This is a genomic window from Rhodococcus sp. NPDC055024, assembly GCF_053608585.1.
Genome location: NZ_JBSGVT010000004.1, coordinates 387,175 through 400,726 on the forward strand (window position 1 = coordinate 387,175; position 13,552 = coordinate 400,726).

16 protein-coding genes are annotated in these 13,552 nt (G+C 62.0%); 12 read left to right on the plus strand and 4 right to left on the minus strand.

The features are described from left to right. Window positions 1–113: 113 nt before the first annotated feature. Window positions 114–590, minus strand: coding sequence for a MaoC/PaaZ C-terminal domain-containing protein (locus ACWF6P_RS12690; RefSeq protein WP_452621215.1), 477 nt, complete (start codon window positions 588–590; stop codon window positions 114–116). 110 nt (window positions 591–700) lie between these two features. Between ACWF6P_RS12690 and ACWF6P_RS12695 the strand changes: the two genes are divergently transcribed. Then, entirely contained in the window at window positions 701–1,126 is a 426-nt protein-coding gene (locus tag ACWF6P_RS12695; RefSeq protein ID WP_452621216.1) for a DUF6314 family protein, read from the plus strand. A gap of 16 nt (window positions 1,127–1,142) precedes the next feature. On the opposite strand, the gene ACWF6P_RS12700 is transcribed toward ACWF6P_RS12695, so the two are convergent. Beyond that, window positions 1,143–1,355, minus strand: a complete 213-nt coding sequence (locus ACWF6P_RS12700; protein ID WP_003942061.1) for a TOBE domain-containing protein — start codon at window positions 1,353–1,355, stop codon at window positions 1,143–1,145. 141 nt (window positions 1,356–1,496) lie between these two features. On the opposite strand from ACWF6P_RS12700, the gene ACWF6P_RS12705 reads away from it, so the two are divergent. Further along, entirely contained in the window at window positions 1,497–1,700 is a 204-nt protein-coding gene (locus ACWF6P_RS12705) for a DUF4287 domain-containing protein (protein WP_452621217.1), read from the plus strand. Window positions 1,701–1,706: 6 nt separating this feature from the next. Here the strand turns inward: ACWF6P_RS12705 and mftM are convergent, their stop codons facing one another. Both mftM and mftR read right to left on the minus strand, forming a co-directional pair. Continuing rightward, the gene (mftM, locus tag ACWF6P_RS12710; RefSeq protein WP_452621218.1) at window positions 1,707–2,540 is read right to left on the minus strand and encodes a mycofactocin oligosaccharide methyltransferase MftM; all 834 of its coding nucleotides are present in this window, start codon (window positions 2,538–2,540) and stop codon (window positions 1,707–1,709) included. A gap of 47 nt (window positions 2,541–2,587) precedes the next feature. Beyond that, window positions 2,588–3,187 carry a mycofactocin system transcriptional regulator gene (gene mftR, locus ACWF6P_RS12715; protein ID WP_452621219.1) on the minus strand — a complete coding sequence of 200 codons (600 nt, stop codon included), beginning with the start codon at window positions 3,185–3,187 and terminating at the stop codon, window positions 2,588–2,590. A 150-nt stretch (window positions 3,188–3,337) separates the two neighbouring features. Between mftR and mftA the strand changes: the two genes are divergently transcribed. The 10 genes from mftA (at window position 3,338) to mftE (ending at window position 13,550) form a co-directional block, all read left to right on the plus strand. Further along, window positions 3,338–3,433, plus strand: coding sequence for a mycofactocin precursor MftA (gene mftA / locus ACWF6P_RS12720; protein WP_063836238.1), 96 nt, complete (start codon window positions 3,338–3,340; stop codon window positions 3,431–3,433). Further along, window positions 3,418–3,705, plus strand: coding sequence for a mycofactocin biosynthesis chaperone MftB (mftB, locus tag ACWF6P_RS12725; protein ID WP_007728309.1), 288 nt, complete (start codon window positions 3,418–3,420; stop codon window positions 3,703–3,705). Before mftA ends, mftB begins: the two co-directional genes overlap by 16 nt. A 76-nt stretch (window positions 3,706–3,781) precedes the next feature. Then, window positions 3,782–4,996 carry a mycofactocin radical SAM maturase gene (gene mftC, locus ACWF6P_RS12730; protein WP_317552369.1) on the plus strand — a complete coding sequence of 405 codons (1,215 nt, stop codon included), beginning with the start codon at window positions 3,782–3,784 and terminating at the stop codon, window positions 4,994–4,996. 40 nt (window positions 4,997–5,036) lie between these two features. Continuing rightward, window positions 5,037–6,215, plus strand: coding sequence for a pre-mycofactocin synthase MftD (mftD, locus tag ACWF6P_RS12735; protein ID WP_452621220.1), 1,179 nt, complete (start codon window positions 5,037–5,039; stop codon window positions 6,213–6,215). A gap of 26 nt (window positions 6,216–6,241) precedes the next feature. Next, a complete protein-coding gene (locus tag ACWF6P_RS12740; RefSeq protein WP_452621221.1) occupies window positions 6,242–8,173 on the plus strand; it encodes a mycofactocin system FadH/OYE family oxidoreductase 1 in 1,932 nt (643 codons plus the stop codon). Further along, on the plus strand, window positions 8,170–8,997 hold the full coding sequence (locus tag ACWF6P_RS12745; protein WP_452621222.1) for a mycofactocin-coupled SDR family oxidoreductase: 828 nt from the start codon (window positions 8,170–8,172) through the stop codon (window positions 8,995–8,997). The genes ACWF6P_RS12740 and ACWF6P_RS12745 overlap by 4 nt, the downstream gene beginning before the upstream one ends. Next, a complete protein-coding gene (locus tag ACWF6P_RS12750) occupies window positions 8,997–10,946 on the plus strand; it encodes a mycofactocin system FadH/OYE family oxidoreductase 2 (RefSeq protein ID WP_452621223.1) in 1,950 nt (649 codons plus the stop codon). The genes ACWF6P_RS12745 and ACWF6P_RS12750 overlap by 1 nt, the downstream gene beginning before the upstream one ends. 52 nt (window positions 10,947–10,998) lie before the next feature. After that, window positions 10,999–12,237 (plus strand): DUF222 domain-containing protein, encoded by a 1,239-nt coding sequence (locus ACWF6P_RS12755; RefSeq protein ID WP_452621224.1) that lies wholly within the window; start codon window positions 10,999–11,001, stop codon window positions 12,235–12,237. Between the two features lie 153 nt (window positions 12,238–12,390). Then, window positions 12,391–12,861 carry a PaaI family thioesterase gene (locus tag ACWF6P_RS12760; RefSeq protein ID WP_378447242.1) on the plus strand — a complete coding sequence of 157 codons (471 nt, stop codon included), beginning with the start codon at window positions 12,391–12,393 and terminating at the stop codon, window positions 12,859–12,861. After that, the gene (mftE, locus tag ACWF6P_RS12765) at window positions 12,858–13,550 is read left to right on the plus strand and encodes a mycofactocin biosynthesis peptidyl-dipeptidase MftE (RefSeq protein ID WP_378447243.1); all 693 of its coding nucleotides are present in this window, start codon (window positions 12,858–12,860) and stop codon (window positions 13,548–13,550) included. Before ACWF6P_RS12760 ends, mftE begins: the two co-directional genes overlap by 4 nt. Window positions 13,551–13,552 lie beyond the last annotated feature (2 nt).

Below are 13,552 nucleotides of genomic sequence, written 5' to 3' on the forward strand. Positions count from 1 at the left end.
CCGAGGCTGCTCATGTGTGAGGAACTCCTGATTGCGGGGATGGGTAGTGTTGCGTCGCAACGTCACTGAAAGTACGGCAATTCAGACAGTGTGGTGTGGAATTTACCGACAATTCACTGTCCGCGAGTCGGGCGGCAGTGCAGGTAGGCGTCGGTGACCACGTCGAGAACGCGATTGCCGTGCGCATCGACCAGTTTTGCCGTGATGGTGACCAATCCTCGGGAGCGATTGTCGAACACGACGTTGTCGACGGTGGCCTTTCCGCTCAGGGTGTCACCGGGGCGCAGTGGACGCAGGAAGCTCACGTCGCGCATGGTCTTTCCGGCGATCACGTTCCATTGGTCGTAGAGACTGGCAACCACCAACTTCTGGCAGATCGACAGGGTGTGCAGGCCGCTGGCGATCAATCCACCGAAAACGCCGGACGCAGCGGCTTCCTTGTCGATGTGAAACCACTGGGGATCCCACTGGGTTGCGAACTCTACGATTTCTTCTTCGGTCACCGAATACGAACCCAATGGGATCACTTGGCCGATCTCGAGATCCTCGGCGAACACTGTGCGTTGGTGAGGGGCGGCCGAATCGTTCATGGTTGTGCAAATCTCCTGCGTGTTCCGGGTGTACTCGGAACATACTCCCGCAGTGTGTTCGAGTCGGTCTCCGGTGTCGTCGGCTATTCCAGGGTCACTAGAATCACCACATGGTTGACGACGCGAAGATCGAGCCGAGAGCGCTGGCAGGAACGTGGCACTTCGAGCGCGACATCGTCGACCGCCTTTCCGGTTCCACCAAGCAAGTCTTCGGAGAGACCACCATCGCCAACGCCGGTGACGGTCGAATGCGCTGGTACGAGAGCGGCACTCTGCGCGACGGCGATCTGGAACTGCCCGTGTTCCGGACTCTGTTCATCGCAGAGCGGGGCCTCGAGTGGGCTGTGACATTCGAGGACGGCAGAGAGTTTCACGACTGGGCGCCAGGGGAGGAAGTCGAGCACCTGTGCGGTGCGGATACCTACCGCGGGCGAATCGACGTCACTGCCGGCGATCGATCGGCCTGGACTGTCGTCTGGACCGTGACGGGGCCGAGCAAGGACTACACGATGACCACGCATCTCACCCGGCCCTGATCACAGCGTTCGCCAGTTATTCGACGCCGATCGTCACCTCGGTGGACTTCACGAATACTGTTGCAGCTTGGCCTGGTTCAAGGTCGAGATCCAGCGCGGCGTCGCGGGTGATCGACGAAGTCACGATCTGGTTCCCGCCGTCCAATTTCACCTTGACAGTTGCCATGACGGTGCCGAGGTTGACCTCGGTGATGGTGCCGGTGAGTTGATTTCGTGTGGACAGTCGCATCTCTGAACTCCTGTGCTCTCAAGTAGGTGTACTTCGACCCTAAGCTGCCGGGCCTGTGGAAACCCAGCGATTCCGCAGGTGCGGACATGCAAGCGAGAGAGTTGCGCGGATGATGTCGGCCGGCCGAGGTAGATTCCGGTCATGACTGAACCTGTGAAGGGCCCGGCGTCGTACTTTCCGTCGATCGAGAAGAAGTACGGTCGGCCGATCGGTGAATGGCAAGAGCTGATCCGAAGCTCAGAGCTCACCAAGCACATGGAATTGGTGACTTGGTTGAAGTCGGAGCACGGTATGGGCCATGGTCATGCGAATGCCCTTGTCGCGCATACGTTAAAAGAAGGCTAGTTCGCTTCAAGCGGCAGTAGCGTCCAGCACCAACCAGCCGCCGTGATGCTCGAATACCTCGAACGGCACACCGGTCTGCCGGCCGACTGCGCGCAGCGACTCGAGATCGAAAGTGCGGATGTGGCCGTGGCACGCGGTGGCTTCGTCTTCGAAGGGGACGGCAATGACGACCCGTTGACGAGCGATCCGGAGCGCCTGCGCGATCACGGCTTCGCCCACTGAGTCGTCGACGTGCTCGAGGAGATGAATCGCGGTGACGGTGTCGGCGCTGTTGTCCGGAGCCGGCACTTCACCCGCGTCGCAGATCACCGTGTCGATCTTGATGCCGAGTTCGGGGGCTACCGCGTCGAGCAGGATCATCGTCCCGGGCAGGATGTCCGTGGCGGTCACGTCCATTCCGGCGCGCGCGAGCCGCAGGGGCAGGAAACCGAAGCAGGACCCCAGATCGAGCACGGAACCACGAACCAGTTCTTCGGCTTTGTCGTGGATCGGTGCGAAATCCGCAGTGCCGTCCAGTAGTTCGGCAAGCGAGTTCCGGTAGTAGGTGGTCCAGGATTCGAGAGCACCGTCCACAGTGGAGCGAACCAGACCGACCATCGTCAGCTCGAATTCGTCCTGACCGAACTCCGCGTCCTGAATCGACGAGGTAACTCCGGCGACGAGGCGCTCGCTCAGATCGGCCGGACTGAGGGAGTGCCGGACGTGGAGGCGACCGCCTCGACGATCGAGCGAGATCGGTCCGGAATCGACGCGTTCGACGGTGACATGCCCGAACGACCACAAGCCCGGCGTCGAGGGTGCCAGTGAATCCAGGACCGGTTCGTTTGTGGTGGTGGACATGATCACCTTTCTGGGGTGGTGATGCTTCTCGGGTAGCTGATGCTTTCTCAGGTGCTGATGCCGGTCCGCAGGGCCTGCGTACCTGTTTTCAAGAGTTCCGGTAGCTCGAGTGAATCGTCGGTGAGCCACTGCTCGTACGCCGACATGGCCACCCCGAGCAGAAGATAGCCGACGGTGCGTGGGCCGTGATCGGTCGGTTCGAGATTCATTCGTCGTGCGACGTAGTCGGCGACCACCTGCCGCCACCCTTCGTACATCACCACAGAGTATGCCTGAAGCGTCGGAACTTCGAGGATCAATTCCATCCGTTTGCGATGTACCGCAGTCTCTTCCGGTGGGAAGGTGTTGAACGTCAACAATGCGGATTCGAGTGCGTCGACCAACGCGATGTCGGCGGGCAGTGAATCCAGGTGCTCGCGCATCTCGCCGAGATGTCCGTCGAAGTCTCCCCAGGGAACGGCGTTCTTGGACGGGAAGTAGCGAAAGAAAGTCCGACGCGCGATGCCGGCGGCGTCGGCTATCTGGTCGACGCTCACCTCGTTGAAGCCGACTGTGGAGAACAGCTCGATGCCGATCGTGCTGATTCCCTCCTTCGTTGTGGAGGGGCGACGACCTATCCGAGCGGACGGTTTCTTGCGGCTACGCATACTTTTTTCGCTCCATGTGTGTCATTCTGCACTCGATGCCATTACAGTGGTGAACCGAGTCACAGTGAAGTCCCACTAGTGACCACCAACTCCCAGGTTGGAAGTCTGATCTACAGACTTCCAGACGGAGTGCGAACGCAGGAGGAATCCATGTCAGATCGTGACAACAAGGCGCTCGAGAACGACCTCGTCGAGGAGTCCCTCGTGGAGGAAGTTTCCATCGACGGCATGTGCGGCGTGTACTGACCGTGTCTGCTTTGGATCTCGACGCGGGGTGGAAACTCCACCCGCAGGTAGCGCTTCGCCCCGAACCTTTCGGGGCGTTGCTCTACCACTTCGGAACGCGCAAGCTCTCGTTCCTGAAGAACACGACCATCGTTGCGGTGGTCAAGGCGTTGCCAGACCATCCTGATGTCCGGTCCGCACTGCGTGCGCAAGGCATCGAAGATGACGCGGCTCCCCAATATGCCCGTGCGCTGAGCACTCTCGCCGATTCGCACATGATCGTGCCTGTCTGAGCCAGACGCTCGCCCCCACGTGCGGAACAGCCCTTCTGCACGTTCGCCCGCTTCATTTCTTCGCGAGGACACAGCCATGACCTCAGTTCTTGAACAGCCATCCCCACCCGCCAAGGTGGGTCGCCTCGTCGATCAGTTCGAACTCGGACTCGACGCCCCGATCTGCCTGACGTGGGAACTCACCTACGCCTGCAACCTGTCCTGCGTGCACTGCCTGTCGTCTTCGGGTCGTCGTGACCCCAACGAGCTGAGCACCGAGCAGTGCAAGTCCATCATCGACGAGCTGCAGCGTATGCAGGTGTTCTACGTCAACATCGGTGGCGGCGAGCCGACGGTACGCTCCGACTTCTGGGAGCTCGTCGACTATGCGACGGACCACCAGGTTGGTGTGAAGTTCTCCACCAACGGCGTGAAGATCGACAAGAAGGTCGCCGCACGGCTCGCGGCCAGTGACTACGTCGACGTGCAGATTTCCATAGACGGTGCCACTGCTGAGGTCAATGATGCTGTGCGCGGGCCTGGTTCGTTCGCTATGGCCGAGCGCGCTCTCGCGAACCTGAAGGAAGCCGGCTTCAAGGACGCCAAGATTTCGGTGGTCGTCACGCGGCACAACGTCAGTCAGCTCGACGAGTTCAAGGCTCTCGCCGACAAGTACGACGCGACCCTGCGCATCACTCGCCTGCGTCCTTCGGGCCGCGGCGCCGACGTGTGGGACGACCTGCACCCGCGTCCCGAGCAGCAGCGTGAGCTCTACAACTGGTTGGTGGCCAACGGTGAGGGCGTCCTGACGGGCGACTCGTTCTTCCACCTCTCCGCGTTCGGCGATGCACTGCCCGGTCTCAATCTCTGTGGCGCGGGCCGTGTCGTGTGCCTGATCGACCCGGTCGGCGACGTGTACGCGTGCCCGTTCGCGATTCACGATCAGTTCCTCGCCGGAAACATCGTGAAAGACGGTGGATTCCAGGAAGTCTGGCAGCACTCGGACCTGTTCGAAGAGCTGCGCTCACCGCAGACCGGTGGTGCCTGCAGCAAGTGCAACCACTACGACTCCTGCCGCGGTGGCTGCATGGCGGCCAAGTTCTTCACCGGACTGCCGATGGACGGTCCTGATCCCGAGTGCGTCATCGGAAACGGTGAAATGGCCTTGGCCGGCGCGGGAGAGATCCCCAAGTCCAGCGTCGACCACTCACGTTCCGGTCAACGTAAAACCCCGCGTGCATCGGTGCCTCTGACACTGATGATGCGTCCCCCCGCCAAGATTTGTGACGAAAACCCGCTTGCGGGAATGTAAGTAGCCTTTCCGGCCACTTGCGATACGAGAGGTTTGACTGATGGCAAAGAACGCATTCTTCGAGACCGTCGCCGAAGCACAGCGACGTGCGCAGAAGAGGCTCCCCAAGTCCGTATATGCGGCGCTGGTGGCCGGATCCGAAAAGGGTCTGACCGTCGACGACAATGTCGCGGCCTACAGTGAGCTGGGTTTCGCTCCGCATGCGGCCGGCTTGCCGAACGAGCGGAACATGGCCACCACCATTATGGGGCAGGACATTTCGCTTCCGGTGATGATTTCGCCGACCGGTGTGCAGGCAGTGCACCCCGACGGTGAGGTAGCGGTAGCTCGGGCGGCCGCAGCACGGGGAACGGCGATCGGCCTGAGTTCTTTTGCCAGCAAGTCCATCGAAGAAGTTGCAGCGGCCAACCCGCAGGTGTTCTTCCAGATGTACTGGGTCGGCAGCCGCGACGTGCTCCTGCAGCGTATGGAGCGCGCTCGCGCCGCCGGTGCCAAGGGCCTGATCATCACCACCGACTGGTCCTTCTCGTACGGCCGCGACTGGGGCAGCCCGTCCATCCCCGAAAAGATGGACCTCAAGGCGATGTTCCAGTTCGCGCCCGAGGGCATCATGCGCCCGAAGTGGTTGTTGGAGTTCGCCAAGACCGGCAAGATCCCGGATTTGACCACCCCTAACCTCGCGGCTCCGGGCCAGCCGGCACCGACGTTCTTCGGCGCGTACGGCGAGTGGATGCAAACTCCGCTTCCGACGTGGGAAGACATTGCTTGGTTGCGTGAGCAGTGGGGCGGGCCTTTCATGCTCAAGGGCATCATGCGCATCGACGACGCCAAGCGAGCTGTCGACGCCGGTGTCTCCGCGATTTCCGTCTCCAACCACGGTGGCAACAACCTCGACGGCACCCCCGCGCCGATCCGCGTACTCCCGGGTATCGCCGAAGCCGTGGGCGATCAGGTGGAAGTTGTTCTCGACGGCGGCATTCGACGCGGCGGCGACGTGGTCAAGGCACTCGCTCTCGGAGCCAAGGCCGTCATGCTGGGACGCGCCTACCTGTGGGGCCTCTCGGCAAACGGTCAGGCCGGTGTCGAGAACGTGCTCGACCTGATGCGGATGGGCATCGACTCGGGACTGATGGGCCTTGGCCACGCGTCCATCACCGAACTGAGCCCGGCGGACCTGGTGATTCCGGAAGGCTTCACCCGCACGCTGGGTGCGAGCTGAATCTCCGGCTCTGATCGAGCTGTGACTTGAGCCTTCACGAACACACAACCCTGGCCGGACGCACCGTCCGGTCCAGGGTTGTTTTCGGTCCGCACGAGACCAATCTGGCTCTCGGTCGCGAACTTTCGGATCGGCACCGCGCGTACTACCAACGCCGCGCCGAGGGCGGTGGCGGGATCGTCGTCACCGAAGTGGCGTCGGTGCTGGACAACGACTGGCCGTACGAGCGGGCACCGTTGGCATCGGAGTGTGGCCCCGGGTGGCGGTCGATCGCAATTGCGTGCGCTCCCTACGGAACGTTAGTGCTTGCCGGTCTCGGTCATACCGGGATGCAGGGTTCGAGCGCATACTCACAATCGGTGCTGTGGGGACCGTCAAGAGTGGCCGACCCGGTGACGCGCGAGTTGCCGATGGCAATGGGGCAGCCGGAGATCGACCAGCTGATAACCGGCTTTCGTGAAGCGGCGGCGCTGGCGATCGCTTCGGGAATGGACGGAGTGGAAATCGATGCCGGCCCCCGAAGTATTCTGCGGCAATTCCTTTCGGGCCTGACCAACACTCGACAGGACCGATACGGCACTGATCGCGCTGCCCTTCTTCGTGAGGTCATCTCGGGAGTGCGGGAGCAACTCGGACCGGATCGCGTCGTCTCCTTGCGGTTGTCCTGCGACGAGGAAGCACCGTGGGCGGGATTGACACCCGATCTTGCAGCAGGCTTTGCGCGTGAAGTATCTCCACTCCTCGACCTCCTTGTCGTCGTCCGAGGTGGACTCTATTCGGCTGACCGGTACCGTCCCGATTTTCACTGCTCGACGAACTTCAACTTCGCCCTGTGCCGTGAGATCAAGGCCGCGGTCTCGATTCCCGTTGTCCTGCAAGGGAGTGTCGTTGATCTTGCCGACGCTTACGCCGCGCTGGAAATTGCCGAGTTCGTGGAGATGACGAGAGCCCAGATCGCGGACCCTGATGTGGTCGTGAAAGCCGCGCGCGGCGATCGTCCGCGGCCGTGCGTGCTCTGCAATCAGACGTGTCTGGTGCGTGATCCTCGCAATCCGCTGGTGACCTGCGTCGGAAATCCGAGCGCCGGTTTCGAGACGGTGGACCCCGATGAGCGAGAGCACATTTCGACACCGGGATCCGTCCTGGTTGTGGGCGGTGGCCCCGCCGGAATGGAAGCTGCACGGGTCTCGGCGGCCGGAGGGCACTCGGTCACACTGGTTGAGAGTTCATCGCAGTTCGGCGGCATGATCCGAACTTTCGCGCGAGGTGACGGCCGCGGCCGGTTCACACTCCTCGCGCAGTGGCTCGAGGACGAATGCCGTCGAAGTGGGGTGACGATGCGAACCGGGGTGGCGATCGACGCCCCGGATCTCGACGACGCACGCAGTCGGGGCGAGTTGGTTGTGGTTGCCACCGGTAGTGCTGCGAGGCCACCGGCATATCCGACCGACGACTCGGTTCGATGGCTCGATGCATCGGAAGCCCTCGAGAAACTCACTTCGGTGGGGCCGGGCCCGGTAGTGCTGGTCGATCCGCTCGGTGGACCGATCGCGGTGGCGCTCGCAGAAGCACTCGCGGCCCAGGGCGTCTGCGCGTCGATTGTGACCCCGGACAGCATCGTCGGTTCGAGGCTCGGTGTGAGTGGGGATCTGGTCGGCGCCAACACGCGCATCCAGCAGGCCGGGGTCACCAGGGTGCTCGCGTCCCGTGTCATCGAAATCGCCTCAGGGGTCGTCTGCGTCGAGCACGTCCATACCGGCGAGCGGTCACAGCTCGAGTGCGAAGTGGTGATCGACTGCTCGCCCCGTCTGCCGAACGAAACCCTGAATGAAACCGGGAGTATCCGGGTGGGGGATGCGGTTGCCCCGAGAACTGTTCTCGAATCCATCCGCGAAGGGCGCTTTGCAGGGTTTACTACTAGAACGAGTTTCAATTCTGCAGAGAGGGCTATCTCATGACACAGGGTTCAGTTCGTTCGCTCGAAGGCCGCGTTGCTTTCATCACCGGCGCAGCACGCGGCCAAGGACGTGCGCACGCGGTCAAGATGGCTCGCGAGGGAGCGGCGATCATTGCGGTCGACGTGTGCGCGTCGGTGGCGTCGGACAATTCCTACGAGGCAGCAACTTCCGAGGACCTTGCCGAGACTGTGCGTCTGGTCGAAGGGGAGGGTGGGAAGATCCTTGCTCGCGAGGTCGATGTCCGTGACGGCGCAGCGCTCGCCGCGGTGGTCAAGGATGGCGTCGAGCAGTTCGGGCGTCTCGACATCGTGGTAGCCAATGCCGGCGTCTGTAACTGGAATCGATTCTGGGAAATGTCGGACGAGCAGTGGGAAACGCTGATCGACATCAACCTGACCGGAGTCTGGAAAACCCTCAAGGCATCGGTGCCGGCGATCATCGAAGGTGGGCGCGGTGGATCGATCATCGTGGTCAGTTCGGTGGCCGGACTCAAGGCGCTGCCCGGACAGGCGCACTACGCGAGCGCCAAGTTCGGTCTCGTCGGTCTGACGCAGGCCGCGGCAAAGGAACTGGGGGAGTACAAGATCAGGGTCAACTCGATCCACCCTTACGGAGTAAATACGCCGATGGGGGTCGACCAGGGCGCACTCGAGGTATTTGCCAAGTTCCCGCAGTACCTTCCCAACTTCACTCCGATCCTCTCGGACATCGCTTTTGCCGAACCTGACGAGATTGCCGATACCGTTCTGTGGCTCGCCGGTGACGGTTCACGCACCGTCACGGCAAGTCATATCGCGCTCGATCAAGGAAACTCCAAGGTCTGATGACGCCGTACCCGCGCCTCTTCGCGCCACTGCGCCTGGGCAACCTGACACTCCGCAATCGGGTCGTATTCTCCGCACACCTGACCAATTACGCGGAGAACGGGTTGCCGACGGAGCAGCACGCGAGCTACTACGAGGCGCGGGCACGCGGCGGTGCGGGTCTGATCATCACCGAGGAACACTCGACGCATCCTTCGGATCGACCGTACGAGAAGATGATTGCAGGCTATCGGCCCGAAGCGATCGAGGGGTACCGGCGGATCACGGACGCCGTTCATGCGCATGGTTCGTCGATTCTCGCGCAGATCAATCACAATGGCGGTCAGGGCGCTGGAACCTATTCGCGATTAGCGCTGTTGGCGCCGAGCGCGGTCGCCGATCCGTTGTTCCGTGAGGTGCCCAAGGCCGTCGACGACGCGGACATCGCCGAGATACTCGCAGGGTTCGCTCTTGTTGCGCGCAACTGCGTCGCCGGTGGCTTCGACGGCGTGGAATTGCAGGCGTCGCAGTCGTCCATCGTGCGCGCCTTTCTCGCACCCTCGACGAACCTGCGCACCGACCGTTACGGCGGAGGCGTGGCAGATCGTGCGCGTTTTCTGCTCGAGGTGCTGGGGGTGCTTCGTGAGGCCGTCGGCCCGGATCGTGTGCTCGGCGTGCGCCTGAGTGGATACGAAGGAACGCGGGGTGGGATCGAACTGTCCGACGCGGTAGCCACCGCCCAACTCATCGAAGCCGACGGTCGTGTCGACTACATCAACACCACCGTCGGAATGGCAACGGAAACACTGCATCTGGTCGAAGCGTCGATGGCTGTACCCATCGGCTACGCCAACTTCGTCCCGTCTGCGATCCGGGAGGTGGTCGATCTTCCAGTGGTCGGCGTCGGCCGTTTCAAGACGCCTGAGCAAGCTGAAGCTGCGCTCGCGGGCGGTGTGTGCGATCTGGTGGGTGTGGTTCGTGGGCAGATCGCCGATCCGGATTTTGTGAACAAGGCGCGTGCCGGTCAGTCGGTGCAGGTGCGAACCTGCCTGTCCTGCAACCAGGAATGCGTCGGGCGGATGGGTCTGGGTCGTTGGTTGGGGTGCACCGAAAACCCGCGCGCTGGTCGAGAATCGGTCCCACTGCCGATGCCGCGGCGACGAGGTCGCTCTGTGATGGTGGTCGGCGGCGGCCCGGCCGGCCTGCAAGCTGCGGCCACCGCGGCCCAGCGCGGTCATGCGGTGACGCTGTTCGAGCGTGAACGAAGACTCGGTGGACAGATTCTCACCGCCTCGGTGGTCCCCGTTCGCCGAGAGCTCGCCGACCTCGTCCGAAATCTCGAATCGGAGTGTCGCCGAAGCGGTGTCACGATCGAGCTGGGTGCTCGAGCTGATCTCGCGATCGTGGAGGAGCGCGCGCCCGACGTGGTCGTGATCGCAACCGGAGCGCGGCCGGTGCGCCCAGCGTGGGCGGGTGGATCCGAGCGTGTGGTGGGTGTTCGAGACGTTCTCGACGGCAAGATTTTGCCGAGTGGAACGGTGCTTGTCTACGACGAGTTGGGATTCCATCAAGGTACGTCGGTGGCGGAGTTCCTCGCTGATCGAGGCTGTGCGGTCACGATCGCGACCAACGGCATGGTGGTCGCGCAGGACTTGAGCATCACCCTGGATTTCGAGGCGTGGAACCGCCGGGCGTTCGAGAAGTCGATCATGCAACGGACGGATCTGATGGTGACTTCGGTGAGCAGTGGAGCCTTGCCGCTCGTGAGCTTGCTTCACCTTCCGACGGGTGTGGTCGAGGAAGTAGCGGTCGACTGGGTGGTTTTTGTAACGCAGCAGGAACCTGTCGACGAGCTATGGAATACGTTGCAGGGAAGTTCTTTCGAGACTTTTCGAATCGGTGACGCTCTGTCGCCGAGACGTTCGCATGCCGCGGTCATTGAGGGTCATCGAGTTGCGTTGTCGATGTAAGTCGTCCGTTATGTCTCTGGTTATCGAAAGTATGTTCGATTAAACTTTGAGCATGGACAGTCGCGAAGCGTGGCAGCTGGATGGTGAGGGCCTCAAGGGTGAGGTTCTGGATCTGGTGCGTGTCCGGCACGAGTTGCAGTCGCGGATGGTGTTGTTGATCGTGGAGATGTTTTCCCGGGAGACTGTGGTCGGGAAGGGTTTTCGGGCGATCGCGCAGTGGTTGCACGGTTCGACGAATCTGGAGATCGGTGAGTGCAGCCTGCTGGTCAGTCTGGCGCGGTTACTGTTGCTCGAACCTGTTGTGGCGGACGCATTCCACCGTGGCGATGTGGATGCGTTGAAGGCCCGACAGGTGGCGTCGTTTTGTCAGCATCCACCCAAGAACATGACCCCGGCGGATGTCGACAAGGCCCGCGGGATCCTGCTCGACCTGGCGTCGAAGAACATCGCCGATTGTGATGCGGTGCGGGCGGCGATCCGGCGGATCGAGAAGCAGTACGGAAAACGCGAAGACGGCGTCCCGGTCGGCGAGGATTCGGAGCGCAACGAGTTCTACGCCTCGAAAGGCTTGTACGGGCGGGTCAGCGTGAAAGGCGATCTGGATGCCGTGAACGGGGCCCGTCTGATCACGTTGCTGTCGAGTCTGTCGGCTCCGACGCCGGAGAAAGACGGCGTCAAGGACACTCGCACTCCGGCGCTACGACGGGCGGACGGGTTCTGTGAACTACTGCGGCGGTATGAGCGGGCGGGGTTGGGTCCGATCGAGGGCGGGGTGAAACCGCACATCACGGTGACTGCTTCGGCGAAGGACATGACGGACCTCAAAGCCTTGAAGGATCTACTGCCGTCGACGGAGGAACTCGGGTTCGCGTGGACGGATTGGGTGGGGCCGATCAGTATCGACACCGCGCGGATGTTGGCGTGCGATTGCACGGTCACCCGAATCCTCCTGGACGAGAATGGTGTTCCACTCGACTGCGGCAAGGAAGCAAGGACCGCGACGGTTCCGCAGCGGCGGGCGTTGGCTGTGCGTGATGGTGGGTGTGCGTTTCCGGGGTGCGGAACACCGTCGGGGTGGTGCGATGCTCACCATATTGTTCACTGGAATGATGGCGGCCCAACGGATCTCGGCAATCTGATCTTGTTGTGCGGTCACCATCATCGGACACTGCACCACACCGAGTGGCGGGTCGAGATAGGCCCGGATCGGAAGGCGGTGTTTTATCCGCCGATGTCTGTTGATCCGTATCAGCATCCGATCGGTGGGAACAGTCCACCGACAGCGGCGTGAACCTCCACAACTGAATACGTGAGCACCGGGGCACAACGATGCCCCGGCGTATTCGCATGCTGTGTTTCGGAGGGTGACTGTTTCGGAGGGTGGCTGTTTCGGAGGGTGGCTGTTTCGGGGGTGGCAGAGTCGGGGGCAGGCTATACATGAGCGATGAAACGCAAGGGACCGTTCTGGGATGTGGTCAATGGGGATTCCCCGCCCTCGCCGGCAGCGACATTACTTGGTTGGACGCTTCGTGCGATAGATCCTGAGTCCGCGACGATTGAAGTGGGATTCACTCTCGACGTGAGGTTTACGAATCCTGCTGGGCACATTCAGGGAGGTTTCCTCGCTGCGATGCTTGACGACACTCTTGGTCCCGCATTGGTGGCCACACTCGACCACGACCAGTTCGCGCCGACAGCGTCGTTGCATGTTCAATTTCTCGAGCCTGCCTTCCCCGGCGCATACATCGGGCGTGGCCGTGTCGTGAGGCGTGGTGCGTCCCTCGCTTTTCTTGCAGGAGAACTTCTGACCGAATCCGGAACTGCCGTCGCAACAGCCAATGCCACCACCACAATCCGATCGATTCGGGTGGACCCGAGAGCTCGAGGATCTGTGCACAATACGATCGGGGGATGAGTTTTTTGCGTGACCTTGCTGCCATCCCGAGCCCGGCGCTCGAGGGCACTGCGCTCACCGTCGTAGTCCCGGTCGGTTCTTTCGAACAACACGGTCCGCATCTGCCTCTCGATACGGACACTCGGATTGCGAGAGCAGTCGCGCAGGCTCTGCCCGACGTCGTCGTGGCCCCGGCCGTCGAATACGGGGCGAGCGGAGAGCACGAAGGTTTTGCCGGCACTGTCTCGATCGGTGCCGAGGCTATGGAAATCGTCGTAGTCGAGTACGGAAGGTCCGCATTCCGGTGGGCGAAGCGGGTGCTGTTCGTCAACGGTCACGGCGGAAATGGACCCGCCTTGGCCAAAGCAGTGGCACTTCTACGGTATGAGGGGCGTGATGCCGCTTGGGCGCCGTGCGCTGTTCCGGGTGCCGACGCGCATGCCGGGCACACTGAAACGAGCCTATTGCTGCACCTTTCGCCCGATTTGGTGCACATGAGCCTTGCTGAGACAGGAAATTTGTCTCCTATCTCAGACCTGATGCCAGGAATGCGTTCGGGCGGTATGGTCGCTGTGTCGCAAAACGGCGTTCTCGGCAATCCAGTCGGGGCTACCGCCGAAGACGGCGCATACATCTTCGGTGAGTTGGTAGGACGCGTGACGGATGGACTGGCCCGGTGGGAGCCTGGTCCAGATGGGAGGCTTCGGTGACG

Excerpts from the sequence above, each read along its gene's own strand:
- ACWF6P_RS12690 (WP_452621215.1), bottom strand. The coding sequence starts at position 590 with ATGAACGATTCGGCCGCCCCTCACCAACGCACAGTGTTCGCCGAGGAT.
- ACWF6P_RS12695 (WP_452621216.1), top strand. The coding sequence starts at position 701 with ATGGTTGACGACGCGAAGATCGAGCCGAGAGCGCTGGCAGGAACGTGG.
- ACWF6P_RS12700 (WP_003942061.1), bottom strand. The coding sequence starts at position 1,355 with ATGCGACTGTCCACACGAAATCAACTCACCGGCACCATCACCGAGGTC.
- ACWF6P_RS12705 (WP_452621217.1), top strand. The coding sequence starts at position 1,497 with ATGACTGAACCTGTGAAGGGCCCGGCGTCGTACTTTCCGTCGATCGAG.
- mftM (WP_452621218.1), bottom strand. The coding sequence starts at position 2,540 with ATGTCCACCACCACAAACGAACCGGTCCTGGATTCACTGGCACCCTCG.
- mftR (WP_452621219.1), bottom strand. The coding sequence starts at position 3,187 with ATGCGTAGCCGCAAGAAACCGTCCGCTCGGATAGGTCGTCGCCCCTCC.
- mftA (WP_063836238.1), top strand. The coding sequence starts at position 3,338 with ATGTCAGATCGTGACAACAAGGCGCTCGAGAACGACCTCGTCGAGGAG.
- mftC (WP_317552369.1), top strand. The coding sequence starts at position 3,782 with ATGACCTCAGTTCTTGAACAGCCATCCCCACCCGCCAAGGTGGGTCGC.
- mftD (WP_452621220.1), top strand. The coding sequence starts at position 5,037 with ATGGCAAAGAACGCATTCTTCGAGACCGTCGCCGAAGCACAGCGACGT.
- ACWF6P_RS12745 (WP_452621222.1), top strand. The coding sequence starts at position 8,170 with ATGACACAGGGTTCAGTTCGTTCGCTCGAAGGCCGCGTTGCTTTCATC.
- ACWF6P_RS12750 (WP_452621223.1), top strand. The coding sequence starts at position 8,997 with ATGACGCCGTACCCGCGCCTCTTCGCGCCACTGCGCCTGGGCAACCTG.
- ACWF6P_RS12755 (WP_452621224.1), top strand. The coding sequence starts at position 10,999 with ATGGACAGTCGCGAAGCGTGGCAGCTGGATGGTGAGGGCCTCAAGGGT.
- ACWF6P_RS12760 (WP_378447242.1), top strand. The coding sequence starts at position 12,391 with ATGAAACGCAAGGGACCGTTCTGGGATGTGGTCAATGGGGATTCCCCG.
- mftE (WP_378447243.1), top strand. The coding sequence starts at position 12,858 with ATGAGTTTTTTGCGTGACCTTGCTGCCATCCCGAGCCCGGCGCTCGAG.